The following is a 17,112-nucleotide window of genomic DNA, read 5'->3' on the forward strand; positions in this document are numbered from 1 at the left end:
AATTTTTTCACTTGGGGTGGTTTTGTGGGCTTTGCGTTAGCGATAGTTTTTTTGCTGATTTCCGTTTCCGGCGCGGGCGCGCAAACTTACGGACTTGATGACGAAGCCGCCGTTTCCCTTTCCATTAAACAGGCGCGGGTTCTCGCGCTTGAAAACAACAGGGACATTCTGATGAGCAAACAGTCCGTTCGCTCGGCGGGCGCGAAAATCAAGGCGGAAAAAGGCAAGTTTGATCCGGTTCTGGAAATCAAATCCTTTTACGAAAAAGAGAACGAGCCGTCCGCGTCTTCGTTTGTATCCGGCGGCGTTCAAAACCGCAATTTTGAGGCGAGTATCGGCGTTTCGGGGGTTATTCCCACCGGCGGATACTACGACCTGTTCAAGGCGTCCGTTTCACGCGAGGAAACCGACTCGCCCGTTCAGTCTTTAAGTCCGGCGTTTTACTCAAAAATGGATATGAAAATCGGGCATGACCTTCTGCGCAATTTCGGTTTGAAAACGAACAAAACCTTTGTCATAACCGAAACTTTGCGGGCGGGTATCGCACGGGACGGACTGGAGATTGAAGTGTCCGACACGCTTCTCAAAGTTGAGCGCGAATACTGGAATCTTGCCGCCGCGCGAAGCGAGCATGAATTGAGGCGGCAAAACCTTGAACTCGCGATTGATTTGTTTGAAAGAAACCTCATCAAGGTAAGAGAAGGCGTTATTCCGCGTCTTGACGAGGTTAAGGCGGCTTCGGAGGTCGCAAAGCGCCGAGTTGACCTCATAGAGGCGGAAAACCGCCTCAGAAGAGCGTCTGATGAGTTAAAACATACGCTTGGCCTCCCGCGCTCCGCGCGCGTTGAACTGACAGACCGTCCGGGCGCGCATTTTCACGAAGGAACGGAAATCACCGAATTGATTGGCAAGGCGTTTGAAAACAGGGAAGAGTTGAAAACGGCTTTCAAAAAAATGGAAATTGCCGAACAGGAAAAGATTTTCCGCGCGAACCAGCGTCTTCCTCAGCTTTCGGTTGAGGGTTTTCTCTCTCTGCGCGGACTTGCCGGAGATGACAACCCGGCGAGCGGGTCGTTCGACAATTTCCTGCCCGACTCTCCCGCTTCTTTTTCGGGTGGATTTTCCGACTCCGTTTCAAGGGCGTCGCAAGGCGATTTTCTGACATGGGGCGCGAGTTTAACAATGTCTGTTTCCATAGGAAACCGTCACGCGGCGGGGCTTTACGAAGCCGCGCAAGCCGAAGTGAACAGGGCGGTTTTTGAACACCGTAAGATCAAGGAACGGGTAGCGCTTGAAGTCCGGGCGGCGGCGGACACGGCTTGGAGCGAACACAGGCGGGTTGAAGCGGCGGACGTCGCCCTTAACCTTGCCGAAGAGGTTCTTGAAGCCGAAAAGGAAAAATACGCCGCCGGAATTTCCACAACGCGCGAAGTGCTGGAGGCACAAACAGAACTCGCCGAAGCGAAGTCAAAACGTGTTCGCGCCCTTGCGGATTACCAAATCTCCCTCGCGGCGCTCCGCAGAGCGACCGGAACCATCATAGAAGAGTTTGTTCCCGCGTCCGCGCGCGGGATGTAATTTCCTCAAATTTCACGCGAAAGCGCGTCTCGTGTTAATGCTTGAAATGCCTGACGCCCGTCAGCAGAACCGCCATCGCGTGTTCATTGGCGGCGGATGTGGTTTCTTCGTCCCTGATTGAGCCGCCGGGGTGAACAACCGCTTTTATTCCGGCTTTTGCCGCTTCGTCAATTCCGTCTCTGAACGGAAAGAACGCGTCTGACGCCATAACACAGCCTCCGGTCGGGCTTTGAGCCTTCATCGCGGCGAGTTTTACCGAATCCACCCTGCTCATCTGCCCCGCGCCGATGCCGATTGTCGCGCCGTTTCTGGCAAAAACTATGGCGTTTGATTTCACGTGCTTGCAAACCTTCCACGCGAAACGCATATCGGCGGTTTCGGCGGCGGAGGGTTTTCTTTCCGTGGGTGAGGCGGCGGATTCAAAATCCTCATCGGCGGTTGAATCTCTGTCCTGTATGAGCGCGCCGCCCGCCACCTTTTTGATGTCGTAATTTCCGGTGCCTTTCCCGTTTATCGCGGGAGTTTCCAGAACCCGCAGGTTTTCCTTTTCGGAAAGGATTTTGACGCATTCCTCTGAAAACCTCGGAGCGATGACCACTTCAACAAACATCTCCGCTATGAGGCGCGCGATGCCTTCGTCCGCCTCGCGGTTGAGCGCGACAATGCCGCCGAACGCACTTACGGGGTCGCACTGTTTTGCTTTTGTGAAAGCGTCCGCCGGAGTTTCACCGAGCGCGACACCGCAAGGATTGTTGTGTTTTACAATCACGCACGCCACGCCGTCCGCCGGGTCAAACTCCTTTACAAGTTCAAACGCGGAATCGGTGTCGTAGATGTTGTTGAGGGAGAGTTCTTTTCCCTGAATCTGTTTTGCGGTTGAAACGCAGGCCTCGGTCGTTTGCTCGGTGTAAAACGCTCCCTTCTGATGCGGATTTTCGCCGTATCTCAAATCCATCCGTTTTGTGAGGTTGATTGCGATACTTTGCGGAAAGCCCGCGCCGCCTGTTTTTTCACTCTCCGACACCCCGTTTTGTGAAAAAAAAGCCGTTATCGCGGAATCGTATCGCGCCGTGAGCGCGAACGCTTTGCGGGCGAGAGCGAGGCGTGTTTGTTCGCCGACCGCGCCTGAATTTTTGATTTCCTCCAACAAGGCGGGATAGTCCGCGGGATCCGTAACAACCGCAACAAAAGCGTGGTTTTTCGCCGCCGCGCGAACCATTGCCGGACCGCCGATGTCTATGTTTTCTATCGCTTCGGAGAAAGAAACTCCTTTTTTCGCGATTGTCCGTTCAAACGGATAGAGGTTCACGACCACTATGTCTATCGGCTCAATGCCGTTCTCGGTCATCTGTTTTGCGTGTTCGGGGTTGTTTCGTATGCCGAGAATCCCGCCATGAATTGCTGGGTGAAGCGTTTTAACTCTGCCGCCGAGTATTTCTTTCGCGCCCGTAACATTCTCAACCTTTGTTACGGCAACTCCCGCATCGCCAAGAGTTTTTGCTGTTCCGCCCGTGGACAGAATTTCAATTCCGAGTTCGCTTAAAGATTTCGCGAAATCCGCGACTCCGGTTTTGTCCGAAACTGATATGAGGGCTTTTTTGGTTGGCGTAGTTTGTCCCACTAGTGCTACATTCTATCGTATAAATCAGGTTAAAGTAGTGATTCGAAATGGAAATATTGACGTTCAAATGTCTCACCAATACAATTAGAAAATGCGCTTTGTCTTTTTCCTAATCATCTTTCTTTTTGCTGATTTTGCCCATTCTGATGATACTGATACTGGAGTATCAGTAGGTAACACAACAATTATACTTTCCTCTCCAGAAGGATTTGTTTCGTTGTCTGAACAGTCGCATAGGTTTATTGATATGGATCAGAACTTTACAGGTGGCGACGTTAGATTGGTTGGTTTTTTTGTACTGAAAAGCGAGGTAGAAATTGCGGAGGCGGGTGGTGCTCTTACACGTTATATGCTTGTCAAGACAAATCGAGAGTTCGAATTTCTGAATATAACGCGTGAGCATTTCAGCCAACTCTCTTCTGTATTCAAAAAGCAGAGCATGGAATCTCTTTACAATCAATATGGTAAAGAAATGGTTGAAGAAAAGATTGAGAGTCTTCGCCGTCAGTATGGTCAAAAGTGGTTTGAATCCTTCGTTGGTCCTTATTTAAATCCCGAATTTTCAAGACTTTATGCTGACGAAAAGAACTTCATTGGTTCTTTAGCCTTATACGGTGGAAAAGCTGTTTGTGGTGTGAACATAATTAGGGCAAATAATAAATTGTTATATGTATATGTCTATGATTTGAGCGGGGATAAAAGGGATAATTTAGACTGGGTACTAAGAACGTCAAAGAATTGGGTTCGTAATATAATTTCCAGAAATCCCTCTGTTGACACAACGAACAAAACTTTTACTTCTTCTATGTCTCGTAAAGAGATATTTGGCAAGGCAGTTGGAAAAGGCATTGCGTCTGGATTTTTTGTGATGATAATATTGTTTGTTTATTTTTTCTTCCGTAAAAATTAGAGATTATTGTCTTTGTTTGGTCAATTAATTTTGGCATTTCGACCATAAAAAAAGGAGGACTGCCTTGCGGCAGCCCTCCAATTTTTAGCACAAATGCTAAGGCGATTAGCCCTGGCTGTACTGCGGGAGCAGGAAGCGGTGACGCATTGTGTACTCAAACGGTTTAGCGTAGGCAATAGCCCTGCTGTCCGTGGCACCCAAGTCGTCCGCTGACCTCTCAACCGTTCTGGTCCAAATCGTTTTGGCCGGTGGGATTATCAGGTTGAAAGTAAAACTTATCAATCCAACAACCTCTTTTGCCGGTATCTGGCCGCCCATAAAGTCAAAAGGCGTGCCCGACATGTACCAAGCGCGGATGTCATCTCCCGTGGCTGTCCTTACACTGTCCGGGTCCAGCTGGAAACGGTGTCCCGTTCCAAAAGCCGGGGGCAGCTCCGACGGCAGGTATGTAACCTCATGGATACTGTTGGTTACATCCGGGCGGGTCGTGATGCGGTAATTCATCCTTCCCCAGTCTGTCTGTCCGTAAAATGTTGGTTTTACTGACAGCTCTTTGTCGGAGTAGCGTCCGTTGGCAGTGTGAAGAATGTAGCCACGACGCTCCATAAGCATGTTGAAGTAGTTGTTATTCGTGCCATGCTCATAAGCGGCGATGTACGCGGCCTTTTTCGGAAATCCGAAAGGCTCTTTGCCCGCCCAAATCGGAGAGTCGTTTGACAGATACATGTAGGGATAGTATCCCGCCATGTATTTATTTCCGTCTTCACCGTCAGCGGTGGCGGAAAATGTCACACCCATCTCCATGTAGGGTCCGAGCATTGTGTTCTTGTGAATCACATACCAGAACTCAATAACGTCGTCCTGAAGCTGAATCGGCTCAGGCAGAATGTGTTTCATGTCGTTTTCATCTGCTCTGATAACAAAAGCCATCCAGCGGCTCTCCGTGTAGGTGAGCGGGACGATGTCGTAGTCAAAAACAGGGTCGGCGACACCTTGAGAAATGATGTCTATCCTGTCTCTGTCCATTGGCAGCGGGGGGACTTCCCCTTCCGCGAGCCAAGGGTAACTGTACTCATTTGCTTGCATTCCCATAGTTCAATTAACCTCCTTGAAAGTTATTAGGAACCCTGACTAATGGGGAACTGCTGTCTGAGACCGTATTTGTAAGGTGTTGCAAATCCGGCGTAGTCAGCGGGTCTCTCATAAGTCTCATTCCAGAGAACCTGAGCGGGAGGAATAACAAGATCAAACACGAACGAGATAAGTCCCGTTACTTTGTCAATCTTGAGCTCCGTTCCCATGTTGTCGAACGGAGTTCCCTGCATAAACCAGTTGACGGCGTCTCCTGACGCTGTTCTGGTGTGCTCGGGTTTAATCTGGAAACGATGTCCTTTGATCATTGAGTCAAAGGGAGGCGGGAGTTCTGACGGCAAGTAGGTAAGCTGCCATTCGGAGCTTGAAACATCAGGTCTTGTAATAACCTTCATGTTGAATTTGCCCCAGTCCGTTTTTCCGTAGAAATACGGAGGCTTAACCTCTTTGTCGTCGAACTGACCTGTTGCGCTGTGCATCAGGTAACCGTTACGCGACATCGCGAATCCGAAGAAGTCGGTTCCTTTTTCGCCGCCGTGTACCGAACAACGGATGTAGGACATCTTTTTAGGAAATCCAAGAACACGACCCGCGTCAACGGGGGCGTCTCCTGTAAGGTACATGTACGGGTAATAACCGGCTTTCCAGACATTACCTTGCGGGTCCTTGTAGGACGCCGACATGGTAACACCAAACTCCAGATACGGACCAAGCATCGTGTTGACATGGTCAACGTACCAGAATTCGACAAGGTCGGCGTCGTCTCCGTCCCACGGCTCAAGCGGTGGGTTCGGAATCAAACGGCGTCTTGTCTCTTCTGAACAGCTGACTATGAAAGCAGACCAGCGACTGTCCGTGTAAGTAAGAGGAAGAACGTCTATGTCCCATAGCGGATCTGAAGGATTCGCTATGATCCAAGATTTGATATCCCTCTCAATCGGAGGAGGCGGAACCTCCTTCGTAAGTTCCCAATATTTACTTGGGACATTGAGATGACTAGGCATATAATTACCTCCTTTATAGGTTTTCCGACCGCTTACCTAGTTCCAACAGCGGCCAGAGGTTTGAGGAGTTAAGCGGAATGATAAAACGACAAATACCAATCTCACTAACACAACCTCGGCAGTATTTGTATCACCTCATCGGAGTTGTGTCAATATGCCGAATTTAACTTTTTTTGTTAACACACTCTTAACAGAATCTGCGGCGGGGCGCAATTCGTGGTAACTTCCTGAAATCACTCACTTTTTGCCGTTTGGAGCGGTTTTAAGTAATGTTGTTAACCTCCGTTCCGCCCTTTATTTCAGGGAATTATGCGCTGCTTATAAAGTAAAACGCTTTGTTTCGGGCGCGCAAGTGCTACCCCGTGTTCAGAACCATATAGGTAACCTGAGCGATTGAGACGGTTTTGCCGCCGGAATCTGTTAATTCCACCTGAACGGGGCAGAGTGTTTTGCCGGCTTTGATGACTTTTGCAACCGCCGTTACGCCGGATAAGCACGGATTGAGAAAGCGGATATTGATGTCTGTTGTTGTTATCGCGGCTTTGCTTCCCGCAACCGTCAATACCGCGGCCGCGGCCGCGGTGTCGGCAACGGTGGTCAGCAAACCGCCGTGAAAGGTTTCAAAAATGCCGTCGTAGTTTTCCTTTTTCGGGGCGGTGAGTTCGCACAGCCCTTTTTCAAGTCGCGCAATTTGCGCGCCGAGCAGCTTCATTATCGGAACGCGCTCCATTCTCTCGCGTACTTTTTCGACTTCGTTGCTCACTTTTAACCTCCTTTGCGTCTCGCTGTCTGTTTTCCGGCTTTTGTTTATGGTAACCTGTACGCCCTCTGCTTTGAACAAGGACTCGGAAAGAATCTTCAAATGGCGGAAATCATAGACGGCAATGAAATCTCCAAACGCATACGCGGCGAAATCGCGGCGCAGGTGGAGAGTTTGCGCGAAAAAACCGGCGTAACGCCGGGGCTCGCGGCGGTTCTTGTTGGGAACGACCCGGCTTCGGAAATCTATGTCGCTCGGAAAAGGAGCGCCTGTTTTGAGGTTGGAATGCATTCCGAAGAGCACCGACTCGGCGCGCGGACAACCCAGAGTGAATTGCTTGACCTTATAGGCGAACTCAACACCGACCCGAAAGTTCACGGCATACTCGTCCAGCTTCCCCTGCCCGAAGCCATAAATGAGGTAACGGTGCTGAGAACGGTTTCGCCGCTCAAGGATGTTGACGGTTTCCATCCCGAAAATATGGGAATGCTTATGGAAGGCAACCCGCGTTTCATCTCATGCACTCCCTACGGAATTATGGAGATTATTGACGGGCTCGGCGTCAACGTTGAGGGAATGGACATTGTGGTGGTGGGCAGGAGCAACATAGTGGGCAAGCCGGTCGCCGCGATGCTGCTCAACAGGGACGCCACGGTTACGGTTTGCCATCTGTGCACAAAAAATCTCGCGCATTTCACCCGCGAGGCGGAGATTCTGATAGTTGCCATAGGATGCAGTGAATTCATAAAAGGCGACATGATAAAAGAGGGCGCGATTATTATAGACGTGGGAATCAACCGGAATGAGAAGGGAAAAATTACGGGCGATGTTGATTTTGAGAGCGTGTTTCCCAAATGCTCGCATATAACTCCCGTTCCCGGCGGCGTGGGACCGATGACGATAGCGATGCTCTTGAAAAACACCCTGATGGCGGCTGAGATTTACGCGCGCGGCTAACCGCCGCTTCCGAACGGGAAGAACTCGCTTTTCAGCATCTCAACGGACGCGGTTTCATCAAGTTCCCGGAGCAGTTCGGCGATGGTTTTACCGAGAACCGGATGGACAAAATCAGGCGCGATTGCCGACATCGGTTCCAGAATAAAACGCCTTAAATGAGCAAGCGGGTGGGGGATTTTTAGCGACCGGTTTTCAAAAACCGTTTCGCCGTAAAAAAGAATGTCGAGATCCATCACTCTGGGCTTGTTGTTTCCCTTTTCGGTTCTGCCCATCTGTTTTTCAACCGCCTGAAGTTCAAGCAAAAACCGTTCGGGCGGCGGCGCGTCTCCAATCATCGCGACCGCGTTTATAAAAAAGGGTTGAACGCCTTCAATGCCTACCGGCTCGGTTTTATAGATTGGAGAAACTGCCTCAAGGCTCGCGAAACGCGATATGAGCAAAAGAGCCCGAACGCAGTTCGCCTCGCCGTTTCCAAGGTTTGACCCAAGCCCGACAAACGCTTTTTCGCTCAAAAATTTCCCCCTTGAAGCGACTTTTTTATTTCTTCCGCCGTAAAGCGGCCCGCCTGCTCCACCGCTTCGGCATCTTCCCGCCCGAGCGCTTTGAGAGCGCAAAGCGCGGACGAAAAAACGCAACCGCTTCCGTGCATTTCGCCGCCGATTCTTTCGCGTCCGATTTCAAAAAATTCAGCACCGTCAAAAAATGTGTCAATTATTCTCTCGTCCCGCAGGTGTCCGCCCGTTACCACAACCTTGCCGGCTCCGAGCGCGGCAATTTCACGCGCGGCGTTTTTAACATCTTTTGCGGTTTCTATCTTCCCGCCCCCGCAAATCTTCTCCGCTTCGGCGATGTTCGGAGTTACGAACCCGCAAAGCGGAAGCAGTTCTTTCTTTAACGCGTCCACTCCGTTTCCGGTGAGCAGACTCGCGCCCGAACTTGATTGCATGACGGGGTCGGCAATGACGTTTTTAATTGAAAAATTCCTTATGTTGCGGCAGACGGCCGTAACAGTTTCCTCGTCAAGAAGCATTCCGGTTTTTGCCGAGTTCACGTTTTCCGCCCGTGCGGCGGCGAACTGCGCGTCAATAAAACCGGTGGCGATTTTCAGCGCGCCGGAAAATCCCACCTCGTTTTGCGCCGTCAGGCATGCGACAACGGCTCCGCTCTCCACTCCGAGCGCGGTGAAAGTTTTTATGTCTCTTGAGACTCCCGCGCCGCCCGAAGGGTCAAAACCGGCGATTGTAAGGGCGCGGGCGCGTTTGTTACCCATAGCCAAACTGTTTAACAGACAAGCGCGCATTTTACAAAAACCGCTTGTTTGATATAATCCACCCTCTAACTTCATTTAGCAGAGGTGCAACAATGGGTGAGCCACAAATTTTTATGCCGGAACTTTTCAAGGAGGACGAGAACGGAACTCTCCGTCTTGTCGCGGGCTACTGCCCGGAGTCCAAGAACTGGACTTTCCCCAAATATCTCGCTGACCCCGTGAGTTTTACCGACAACATTGAGGAGCGTCTTCTCAGCCCCACGGGAATTCTTCATTCGTTCACGATTGTTCGCAGAAGCATGCCCGAATACGTTGTGCCGTATGTTCTCGCCCTTGTTGATTTTCCCGACGAGGTCGTGCGTGTTATGGCACAGGTTGAAACGCAGGATGCCGGCGCGCTCACACTTGGCGAAGATATGGGCGTAACAACCGGATTTATAAGAAAAGCCGAAGACGACAGCGATGTGATTTCCTACAAATTCATTCCCGTTCGGGAAATGAAATAGTTATTGCGCCGCGTTCAAGACCCTTTCTTTTCAACCAGCCCGCGGGCAGTTCAAGCGCCGCCGAATATGGTGCGGGCGGTTTGTAGGCGCGAGCGAGCGAAGAACAGCGTTTTTGCCATCCTCGCGTTTTTTCCCCTTCCCGGCGCGGGCATTTTTTCATCTCCGCGCCGCCAATCACTCTCCCGCCCTTTTCAATGTAGAGAATGTCCAAATCAAAGTGGGTGTTGAACATCCAGAATCCGGCTTTTTGCGGACGGTCGAAAACAAAAAGCATTCCGCTTCCGTTCCGCAGATTTTTTCTGCACATCAGCCCGCGTGTTTTTTCGGAGTCCGTTCGGGCGATTTCAGCGTTGATTTTGAGCCGCTTTTTCCCGTTTGCGAGGACAACCGTTTTTTTCGCCAGCGGTTTGGGATTGAAGCCCGCGCAGTCAGCTTCAAAGTCCGCCTGCGAAGACGGCGCGAAAACAAGCGCGGCGAATAAATACGCGCTCTTCAAATTTTTACGGCTCCGGCGATGATTGTTTCAAGCCCTTCCCGTATCTCACCTAGCCGTTTTTCACTTTTCGCTTCAAATCTCAGCACAAGCGCGGGCTGTGTGTTTGAGGCGCGCACAAGGCCCCAGCCGTCTTCAAACTCCACTCTCGCGCCGTCAATGTCTATGATTTTTGCTTCGGGGAATTTTTCCACTATCGCGCTTTTCGCGTTTTCCACCACGGTGAACTTTATGTCGTCCGGGCAGTCAAGCCGAATCTCCGGCGTTGAGAAAAGTTCCGGCACATCAGCAAGCAGTTCCGAAACCTCGCTGCCGGTTTTTGAAACAATTTCCAGAAGCCGCAAGCCTGCGTAAAGCGCGTCGTCATATCCGCCGAATCGCTCGCCGCCGAAAAACAGGTGTCCGCTCATCTCTCCGCCAAAGTCGGCTTTTTCCTCGGCGAGTTTCCTTTTCATAACGGAGTGTCCGGTTTTCCACATAATCGTTTTCGCGCCGGCTTTCTCGCTGAGTTCAAAGAGCAGTTTTGAGCATTTGACATCTCCGATGATTTTCGCGCCGGCTTTTGAGCGCGCCGTATCAAGGGCGAAAATAAGCGCAAGCATGTCGCCGCGCACGACTGTTCCATTTTCGTCCACAACGCCAATCCGGTCGGCGTCTCCGTCAAAAGCCATTCCAAGCAGGGTTTTTTCGCTCCGCACTTTTTTAATCAGGTCGGCAAGGTTTTCTTCAATGGAAGGGTCGGGATGATGGTTCGGGAAATTTCCGTCCGGTTCGGTGAAAAGCCCGTCCGCTTTAAGCCCCAGTTTTTCAAACACCATGGGCGCGGCGATTCCGCCCGCTCCGTTTCCGCAGTCATAGGCGAAACCGATTCCGCTTTCCACCTTAACGCCGCCGCAGAGAAAATCGGCGTAGTTTTCCGCGATATCGGTTTTTGTAATTTTTCCGCGAACAAGTTTGCTTTTTCCCTCCGGCGGGCGTGCGAGCGATTTGATTTCATTGCCGAACATCGCCTGTTTGCCCATGCACAGTTTGAGCCCGTTGTATTCGGGCGGGTTGTGGCTCGCGGTTACAATCACACCACCGTGCGGCGTGAGATTGAACACGGAAAAATAGAGCATTGGCGTTGAAACAAGACCGATGTCCGTAACATTCACGCCGCGCCCCGTTATGCCGCTTGTAAGCGCGGCGGCAAATTCCTCCGAACTCAGGCGGCAGTCGCGCCCGACCGAAACCGTTTTTGCTCCAAGCGCTTTCGCTTTTTCCCCATATGCCGCTCCGATGGCGAAGATGCGTTCTTCATCTATGCCATCGCCGACCACACCCCTGATGTCGTATTCGCGGAAGATGTTTTCAGAGTTTTTTGCGTTCACAATTCTGCCTTGCGGGACGTGTTGCAGTTTGACTTTATTTTAACACTTTTTACCATTAGCCCGTTGTGATTAAACCCTCTTTTGACGAATTCAGGAAAAAACTGAAATCCGGAAATGTTATTCCCGTCTGGGATGAGGTTCCCGCGAGCGGCGGCACGCCCGTTTCAGCTTTCGCCGGGATTGACGAAGGCGGGCATTCATTCCTTTTTGAAAGCGTTGAAGGGGGAGACAAGTGGGCGAGATACAGTTTTCTCGGTTCCGGCGCGGACTGCGTTTTTAGAGCCAGAGGCGACAAAATTGAGATAGAGGAACGCGGCGCGGTATCGCGGGAAACCGGCGACCCGTTTGAGTGTTTGCGGACTTTGCTCGGGCGATACAAGTTTGTTGAAGACCCCGTGTTGCCGCGTTTCGCGGGCGGCGCGGTTGGTTATATGAGTTATGACGCGGTCAGATTTATTGAAAAACTGCCGCGGGAAAACCCCGATGTGCTTGGCGTCTGGGATTTTTATTTTATGATAGCGCCCGCCGTTCTCATCTTTGACAATGTAAAAAATGATGTGAAAACGGTTGTTTGCGCCCACTGTCCAGAGGGAGCGGACGCGCGTGAGGTTTACGACTCCGCCGTGCGTGAAATAGAGCGGTTGAAAAAAGCGGTTTCATCTCCCGACGTCAAACGGAACGGCCCCCCGGCTCCGCGTCGCGGAGGCGGACTTGTGTCAAATTTTGAGAAGGACGATTTTGAAAACTCGGTAAACAGGGTGAAGGAATACATAAAAGACGGCGACATAATTCAAGCCGTGATTTCGCAGAGGTGGAGTGCCGATTTGGATGTGAGTCCGTTCACGCTTTACAAAGCGTTGCGGGTTCTCAATCCGTCTCCGTATATGTTTTTTCTTAAAATGCCCGACCAGATTCTTGTCGGCTCATCACCCGAAGTGATGGCGCGCGTGGAGGACGGAGTGGTTGAAAGCCGTCCGATTGCGGGCACAAGGCCGAGGGGCGCGGATGAAAAAGAAGACCTCGCTCTTGAAAAAGAGCTGCTTTCCGATGAAAAGGAAAGGGCGGAGCACATCATGCTTGTTGATTTGGCGCGAAACGATCTGGGCAGGATAGCAAAGCCCGGAACCGTGCGCGTGGACTCTTTTATGAATGTTGAGCGGTATTCTCATGTGATGCACATAGTTTCAAACATCAAGGGCGCAATGACAGAGGGAACCGATGTTGTTGATGTTGTGAAGGCGACTTTTCCGTGTGGAACGCTGTCGGGCGCGCCGAAAGTGCGGGCGATGGAAATCATAGAGGAGATAGAGCCGGACACACGCGGTCCCTACGGCGGCACGGTGGGGTATATGAGTTTTTCGGGCGAGATGGACACCTGCATAACCATCAGAACTTTCCTTATAAAAGACGGTAAAATCCATGTTCAGGCGGGCGCGGGAATTGTGGCGGATTCAGACCCCGCGCGCGAATATGAGGAAACCGTCAACAAAGCCAAGGGGCTTTTGAAAGCGCTTGAAAAGGCAAGAGAAATGGAATAGTTGGGAAATGTAATGCGCAACGAATTTACAGCAATTATTGAAGGGGGGCGTCAGAGACCTTCTTGGTGTAAAAACACTCCTTTGTCAATAATATAGAAGATGTTTTTATAGAATTCTTCATCTGTTATTTGTGCAACCTTTGAGACAGCGCCTCTGGTATCGTAGATTTTAACTTGAGAAATTACTCTTACTTTTGATTTTTTTCCAAAACCTCTGACATTGACAGAAATTTCATGCACGCTGTTTTTGTCCCATGCAACATCATTGTCTCCGTCAAGTCCCTTTGAAAGCCCTCCAAAAAACTTGTTCCATCCTGATTCCACGTCGACTTCTTTGGTGCCGTAGACAATACCCAACTTCTCATTAGCATTTTTGATTATGTAACCCTCATCCTGAAGAAAACCGAGAGACGCTTCTATGACGACTTCTTTTGGGGCTTCATATTCTCTGGTCTGCATTTGTCGGATTTGCAATTGTGTCATTTTGGGTGGACTTCCCGCTCCAACACAACCGCTTATGAGTGTTATAAAAAAAAGAGTAAAAATTAAAGCAAGATGTTTTTTCATATCAATGTTTATCAAGGGGTTAAAATTTGCTTGAATGGTAAGTAAAAGAACTCACATTCTTTTTGTCATCAAACTTGATGATAACTGTTAAGGTTTTCTGCGTGGACGAACTCGCACCCGTGCTTTTGGCGCTTCCCCATAAGAGAGAAAGAACAAGCCCGACCCCGCCACTGCTTTGAGAGTAAGAAGCCTCACTTGCTATTTTGTCGTATACCCAAGTCTCCAAACCCTCTGAGTCACGGGTTACTATATTTGGAGAACCAAGGGATTGTGCAACATCGGCTTGGCTCATTCCTTTTTGAATGTCTCTTTGGACTATTCCCACAGTCATCTCTTGTTCTTGCGAACTTGCAAGACTGCGCGAATGATCGGCTGCTGTCATTCCACAACTGACAGTCAGCAGTGCCAAGATGCAAAGAACACTTACACTTTTCATTTTTTTCTCCCTCTGCGCTCTTGCGCGAAAATATAGATGTACAGTACAAGATTAAGGTTTCAAGCGCGAGTCTTTGTGTATAATTTGCCTTTAATGATCTTAATGATAGACAACTACGATTCTTTTACCTACAACCTTGTTCATTATTTTGAGGAACTCGGAAAAGAGGTTTCCACCCACCGCAATGACGAAATATTGCCGGACGGGATTGAAAAACTCTCCCCCGAAATGATTGTGATTTCACCGGGTCCGTGTTCACCTGAAAAATCGGGTGTTTCGGTTGAAATTGTTAAAAAATTCGCCGGAAAAACGCCCATTCTCGGCGTTTGCCTCGGCCATCAGGCAATCGCGCACGCTTTCGGGGCGGAGATTGTCCGCGCGGAGCGGCTTCTGCACGGAAAGACCTCCGAAATTCATCACACGGGCGCGGGAGTTTTCAAAGATCTGCCGAGCCCTTTCAACGCCACGCGGTATCACTCGCTGATTGTCGCGCCGGACACTTTGCCCGAAGATTTTGAAGTTACGGCGTGGACCGACACCGATGAGATTATGGGAATAAAGCACAAACAATTTTCGGGTTCCGGACGGCTTGAAGGCGTTCAGTTTCATCCCGAATCAATCCTGACCGAACACGGAAAAGATCTTCTGAAAAACTTTATTGAGGGGTGAAAAATGAAACTTCTTTTCAGACCGCGTGATGAAAAATATGTCGGCTCCGGCAATTTACCGCATGGCACTTTTGACGACACGGCGAAATGGATTCCGATTTTCCGCTATCTGGAGGAAGGGGCGCGGAAGTTTCCCGACAAACCGCTTTTTACAGTCGGGGACTCCGGCGGCAAGGCGGTTTCGGAATACACATACGGTTCGGCAAACGGCGCCGTGAACACAATCTCCAACGCTCTTTTGGAGGAGGCTGGCGTCAACAAAGGCGAAACGGTTGGAATCTATATGCTCAACCGCGCCGAGTTTGTGCTTTCAATCCTCGCCATACATAAATCGGGCGGCGTTCAGGTTCCAATAAACAAGGACGAAAAAGGTGAGCGGCTCGCCTACATAATCAACTATTCAGGGCAACGCGTTCTTATGACCGATGAAGAGAGTTTGCCGTTGCTTGGCGAGATTGAGGGCGGGCTTGAAAATCTGGAATATGTTTTTGTCGCGGGCGGAGGAGGAGAGAAACTTCCCGCGAAAATCGGGCGGGCAAAGGTTCTGCCGTTTTCATTTTTTGACGATTTTTCATCTGAAAACCCCGATGTTGATGTTTCCGTTTCGGACGCCGAAAGGTGCATGTTCACCTCCGGCACAACGGGAATGCCGAAAGGCGTTTCCAGAAATCACAGCGGCGTTGTGCTGACCGTGCGCGCCTACATTGAGCATCAGGGAATCCGCAGCGAAGACGCGCTTATGACCGTGCTGTCGCTCGCTCACGCGAACGCGCAGGTGATGTGCCTGTTTGCCTCCATAGCGGCGGGGGCGCGTTGCGTCATATTTCCCCGTTTTTCGGCTTCCAATTTCTGGAAATGGGCGGGTGATTGCGGCGCCACCATTACCAATATGCTGGGCTCGGTTCCCGAATATCTGTGGGCTTCGGCTCGGTCCGAACACGATAGAAAACACTCGGTCAGAACCGTTCTTGCCGGGCCCGCGCCGAAAAACCGCACGGAATTTGAGGAACGGTTCGGCATTCGGGTTGTTGAGGGCTACGGCTCAACCGAGATGGGAATGGTGCTTTGGCAGTATGCGGAGGATTTTCGCTCCGGCTCTTCGGGGTTTGTCACTCAGGGCTATCATGTTGAGATACGAGACTCTGAAGACACGGACACGGTTGTTCAGGATGAGTGGGACACTGTGGAGCATGACTCTGCGCCGCCGCAATGCGTGGGTCTGCTTTTCATACGCCCGCTTATACCGGACACAACGCTCAATGAGTATTTCAAAGATCCGGAGAGGACTCGGCAGGCGTTTGATGACGAAGGGTTTTTCAATTCGGACGACCTTTTCGCCAGAGGGACAGACGGCAGATACTACTTTCAGGGTAGATACAGCAGAATCAGGGTTTCGGGTGAAAACGTTGACCCCAACGCCGTTGCGAACACCGCCCTCAAACATGAGGCGGTGAGTCAGGCAATCGCGCTCGGAGTGCGTCTGCCCGACATTTCCGATGACGAAATCAAACTGAACATCGTTTTGAATGCGGGAGCGAGTTTTGACGAGGTTGAGTTCTGCAAGTGGATGGCGGAGCGCGGACCGGTCTATATGGTTCCCAGATTCATTCAGATATACGAGCAGTTTCCTCTCACTTCAACCCAGAAAATTAATCTGGGCTCTCTGAAGCTGCTTGAAGACAAAACATGGGACAGAAGCAAGTCGGGACTGCGTCTGAAGACGAGAAAATAATTTTTACTTTCAACCTCATTTGTGCTATATTGACCCTCAATCAGTACTTTTTTTGAGGGAGTTTGTTCAATGATTAGAGTTCTTTTTTCATTTCTTGTACTTATTGTTTTGTCTATGTCTCAGGGCGCGCAGGCTGTCCAGCCGGCCGACAGCGCTGAAGCGAGCGGAATACGTACCTGCAAAGAAAAAATTCGGGAAAACACCGCCATTTTTTTGAAAGACCAACCCCATGTAAGCCACGATTTTGTGGCTCCCGGCGGCAAAAGAAGCGTTGACAAAAGGCCTTTCCTTTCAACAGCTTTCAGAAACTACAGCGATGTGGGGCTTGCTCACTTGAGCATTGTTGCCACAAGGTCTGATTTGAGCAGAAAAAATGTCAAGTGCGACATGCAAATCAGCGAGACTTTCGCTTCGGAAAGAAAAAGTTGCGAAGCGTGGTCGCTTGAACTTTCAAAGCAGCAGTTTGAGGCGTTGCCTCTCGCCCCGGACATAACTCTGATGGAAAACAAAGGCAAACAAGGAGTGTTCTCTTTCTACTATCTGACCAGTATCAACGACGGAAACGGTTGTCTGGTCAGCAGAAGAATGATGGCCTACGACGAATAGTTTTC

The 17,112-nt window shown here is 50.4% G+C and carries 18 protein-coding genes; 8 read left to right on the forward strand and 10 right to left on the reverse strand.

Annotated features, from left to right (window positions below; all coding sequences use genetic code 11):
* The first annotated feature begins 24 nt into the window (after positions 1-24).
* The gene (locus tag GKS04_01145; protein ID QMU55797.1) at positions 25-1,578 is read left to right on the forward strand and encodes a hypothetical protein; all 1,554 of its coding nucleotides are present in this window, start codon (positions 25-27) and stop codon (positions 1,576-1,578) included.
* A gap of 34 nt (positions 1,579-1,612) precedes the next feature.
* Here GKS04_01145 and purH read toward each other — a convergent pair whose 3' ends face one another.
* Positions 1,613-3,199, reverse strand: a complete 1,587-nt coding sequence (gene purH, locus GKS04_01150; protein QMU55798.1) for a bifunctional phosphoribosylaminoimidazolecarboxamide formyltransferase/IMP cyclohydrolase — start codon at positions 3,197-3,199, stop codon at positions 1,613-1,615.
* A 91-nt stretch (positions 3,200-3,290) separates the two neighbouring features.
* Here purH and GKS04_01155 point away from each other — a divergent pair, with 91 nt between their 5' ends.
* Complete coding sequence (locus GKS04_01155) at positions 3,291-4,109, forward strand: hypothetical protein (GenBank protein QMU55799.1); 819 nt, start codon at positions 3,291-3,293, stop codon at positions 4,107-4,109.
* Between the two features lie 105 nt (positions 4,110-4,214).
* Here the strand turns inward: GKS04_01155 and GKS04_01160 are convergent, their stop codons facing one another.
* From GKS04_01160 to GKS04_01170, 3 genes are all read right to left on the reverse strand, one after another.
* Positions 4,215-5,201, reverse strand: a complete 987-nt coding sequence (locus tag GKS04_01160) for a hypothetical protein (protein ID QMU55800.1) — start codon at positions 5,199-5,201, stop codon at positions 4,215-4,217.
* A 26-nt stretch (positions 5,202-5,227) separates the two neighbouring features.
* Positions 5,228-6,205: a hypothetical protein gene (locus GKS04_01165; GenBank protein QMU55801.1), complete on the reverse strand. Its 978-nt coding sequence runs from the start codon at positions 6,203-6,205 to the stop codon at positions 5,228-5,230.
* Between the two features lie 355 nt (positions 6,206-6,560).
* A complete protein-coding gene (locus tag GKS04_01170; protein ID QMU55802.1) occupies positions 6,561-6,968 on the reverse strand; it encodes a hotdog fold thioesterase in 408 nt (135 codons plus the stop codon).
* Between the two features lie 99 nt (positions 6,969-7,067).
* On the opposite strand from GKS04_01170, the gene folD reads away from it, so the two are divergent.
* Positions 7,068-7,922 (forward strand): bifunctional methylenetetrahydrofolate dehydrogenase/methenyltetrahydrofolate cyclohydrolase FolD, encoded by an 855-nt coding sequence (folD, locus tag GKS04_01175; GenBank protein QMU55803.1) that lies wholly within the window; start codon positions 7,068-7,070, stop codon positions 7,920-7,922.
* On the opposite strand, the gene folK is transcribed toward folD, so the two are convergent.
* Both folK and thiD read right to left on the reverse strand, forming a co-directional pair.
* Entirely contained in the window at positions 7,919-8,557 is a 639-nt protein-coding gene (folK, locus tag GKS04_01180; protein ID QMU55804.1) for a 2-amino-4-hydroxy-6-hydroxymethyldihydropteridine diphosphokinase, read from the reverse strand. The genes folD and folK overlap by 4 nt on opposite strands.
* Complete coding sequence (gene thiD / locus GKS04_01185; protein QMU55805.1) at positions 8,431-9,267, reverse strand: bifunctional hydroxymethylpyrimidine kinase/phosphomethylpyrimidine kinase; 837 nt, start codon at positions 9,265-9,267, stop codon at positions 8,431-8,433. Before thiD ends, folK begins: the two co-directional genes overlap by 127 nt.
* Before the next feature lie 17 nt (positions 9,268-9,284).
* Between thiD and GKS04_01190 the strand changes: the two genes are divergently transcribed.
* Entirely contained in the window at positions 9,285-9,698 is a 414-nt protein-coding gene (locus tag GKS04_01190) for a hypothetical protein (GenBank protein ID QMU55806.1), read from the forward strand.
* Here the strand turns inward: GKS04_01190 and GKS04_01195 are convergent.
* Positions 9,673-10,194: a hypothetical protein gene (locus GKS04_01195; GenBank protein QMU55807.1), complete on the reverse strand. Its 522-nt coding sequence runs from the start codon at positions 10,192-10,194 to the stop codon at positions 9,673-9,675. The two genes, GKS04_01190 and GKS04_01195, sit on opposite strands and share 26 nt — an antisense overlap.
* The gene (locus GKS04_01200; protein QMU55808.1) at positions 10,191-11,561 is read right to left on the reverse strand and encodes a phosphomannomutase; all 1,371 of its coding nucleotides are present in this window, start codon (positions 11,559-11,561) and stop codon (positions 10,191-10,193) included. The genes GKS04_01195 and GKS04_01200 overlap by 4 nt, the downstream gene beginning before the upstream one ends.
* A gap of 65 nt (positions 11,562-11,626) precedes the next feature.
* On the opposite strand from GKS04_01200, the gene trpE reads away from it, so the two are divergent.
* Positions 11,627-13,099: an anthranilate synthase component I gene (trpE, locus tag GKS04_01205; GenBank protein QMU55809.1), complete on the forward strand. Its 1,473-nt coding sequence runs from the start codon at positions 11,627-11,629 to the stop codon at positions 13,097-13,099.
* 50 nt (positions 13,100-13,149) lie between these two features.
* On the opposite strand, the gene GKS04_01210 is transcribed toward trpE, so the two are convergent.
* Both GKS04_01210 and GKS04_01215 read right to left on the reverse strand, forming a co-directional pair.
* On the reverse strand, positions 13,150-13,680 hold the full coding sequence (locus GKS04_01210) for a hypothetical protein (GenBank protein ID QMU55810.1): 531 nt from the start codon (positions 13,678-13,680) through the stop codon (positions 13,150-13,152).
* Between the two features lie 4 nt (positions 13,681-13,684).
* Positions 13,685-14,101: a hypothetical protein gene (locus GKS04_01215; protein QMU55811.1), complete on the reverse strand. Its 417-nt coding sequence runs from the start codon at positions 14,099-14,101 to the stop codon at positions 13,685-13,687.
* Positions 14,102-14,194: 93 nt separating this feature from the next.
* On the opposite strand from GKS04_01215, the gene GKS04_01220 reads away from it, so the two are divergent.
* From GKS04_01220 to GKS04_01230, 3 genes are all read left to right on the forward strand, one after another.
* Positions 14,195-14,770 carry an anthranilate/aminodeoxychorismate synthase component II gene (locus GKS04_01220; GenBank protein ID QMU56666.1) on the forward strand — a complete coding sequence of 192 codons (576 nt, stop codon included), beginning with the start codon at positions 14,195-14,197 and terminating at the stop codon, positions 14,768-14,770.
* Positions 14,771-14,773: 3 nt separating this feature from the next.
* The gene (locus tag GKS04_01225; protein QMU55812.1) at positions 14,774-16,501 is read left to right on the forward strand and encodes an AMP-binding protein; all 1,728 of its coding nucleotides are present in this window, start codon (positions 14,774-14,776) and stop codon (positions 16,499-16,501) included.
* Positions 16,502-16,570: 69 nt separating this feature from the next.
* A complete protein-coding gene (locus GKS04_01230; protein QMU55813.1) occupies positions 16,571-17,107 on the forward strand; it encodes a hypothetical protein in 537 nt (178 codons plus the stop codon).
* The last annotated feature ends 5 nt before the right edge of the window (positions 17,108-17,112 follow it).

Source organism: Candidatus Mycalebacterium zealandia, assembly GCA_014075295.1.
Classification (GTDB): domain Bacteria; phylum Desulfobacterota_D; class UBA1144; order Nemesobacterales; family Mycalebacteriaceae; genus Mycalebacterium; species Mycalebacterium zealandia.

Coding starts and splice junctions, on each gene's coding strand:
- GKS04_01155 (QMU55799.1), top strand. CDS start 3,291: ATGCGCTTTGTCTTTTTCCTAATCATCTTTCTTTTTGCTGATTTTGCC.
- GKS04_01160 (QMU55800.1), bottom strand. CDS start 5,201: ATGGGAATGCAAGCAAATGAGTACAGTTACCCTTGGCTCGCGGAAGGG.
- GKS04_01165 (QMU55801.1), bottom strand. CDS start 6,205: ATGCCTAGTCATCTCAATGTCCCAAGTAAATATTGGGAACTTACGAAG.
- folD (QMU55803.1), top strand. CDS start 7,068: ATGGCGGAAATCATAGACGGCAATGAAATCTCCAAACGCATACGCGGC.
- thiD (QMU55805.1), bottom strand. CDS start 9,267: ATGAAGTTAGAGGGTGGATTATATCAAACAAGCGGTTTTTGTAAAATG.
- GKS04_01190 (QMU55806.1), top strand. CDS start 9,285: ATGGGTGAGCCACAAATTTTTATGCCGGAACTTTTCAAGGAGGACGAG.
- GKS04_01215 (QMU55811.1), bottom strand. CDS start 14,101: ATGAAAAGTGTAAGTGTTCTTTGCATCTTGGCACTGCTGACTGTCAGT.
- GKS04_01220 (QMU56666.1), top strand. CDS start 14,195: ATGATCTTAATGATAGACAACTACGATTCTTTTACCTACAACCTTGTT.
- GKS04_01225 (QMU55812.1), top strand. CDS start 14,774: ATGAAACTTCTTTTCAGACCGCGTGATGAAAAATATGTCGGCTCCGGC.
- GKS04_01230 (QMU55813.1), top strand. CDS start 16,571: ATGATTAGAGTTCTTTTTTCATTTCTTGTACTTATTGTTTTGTCTATG.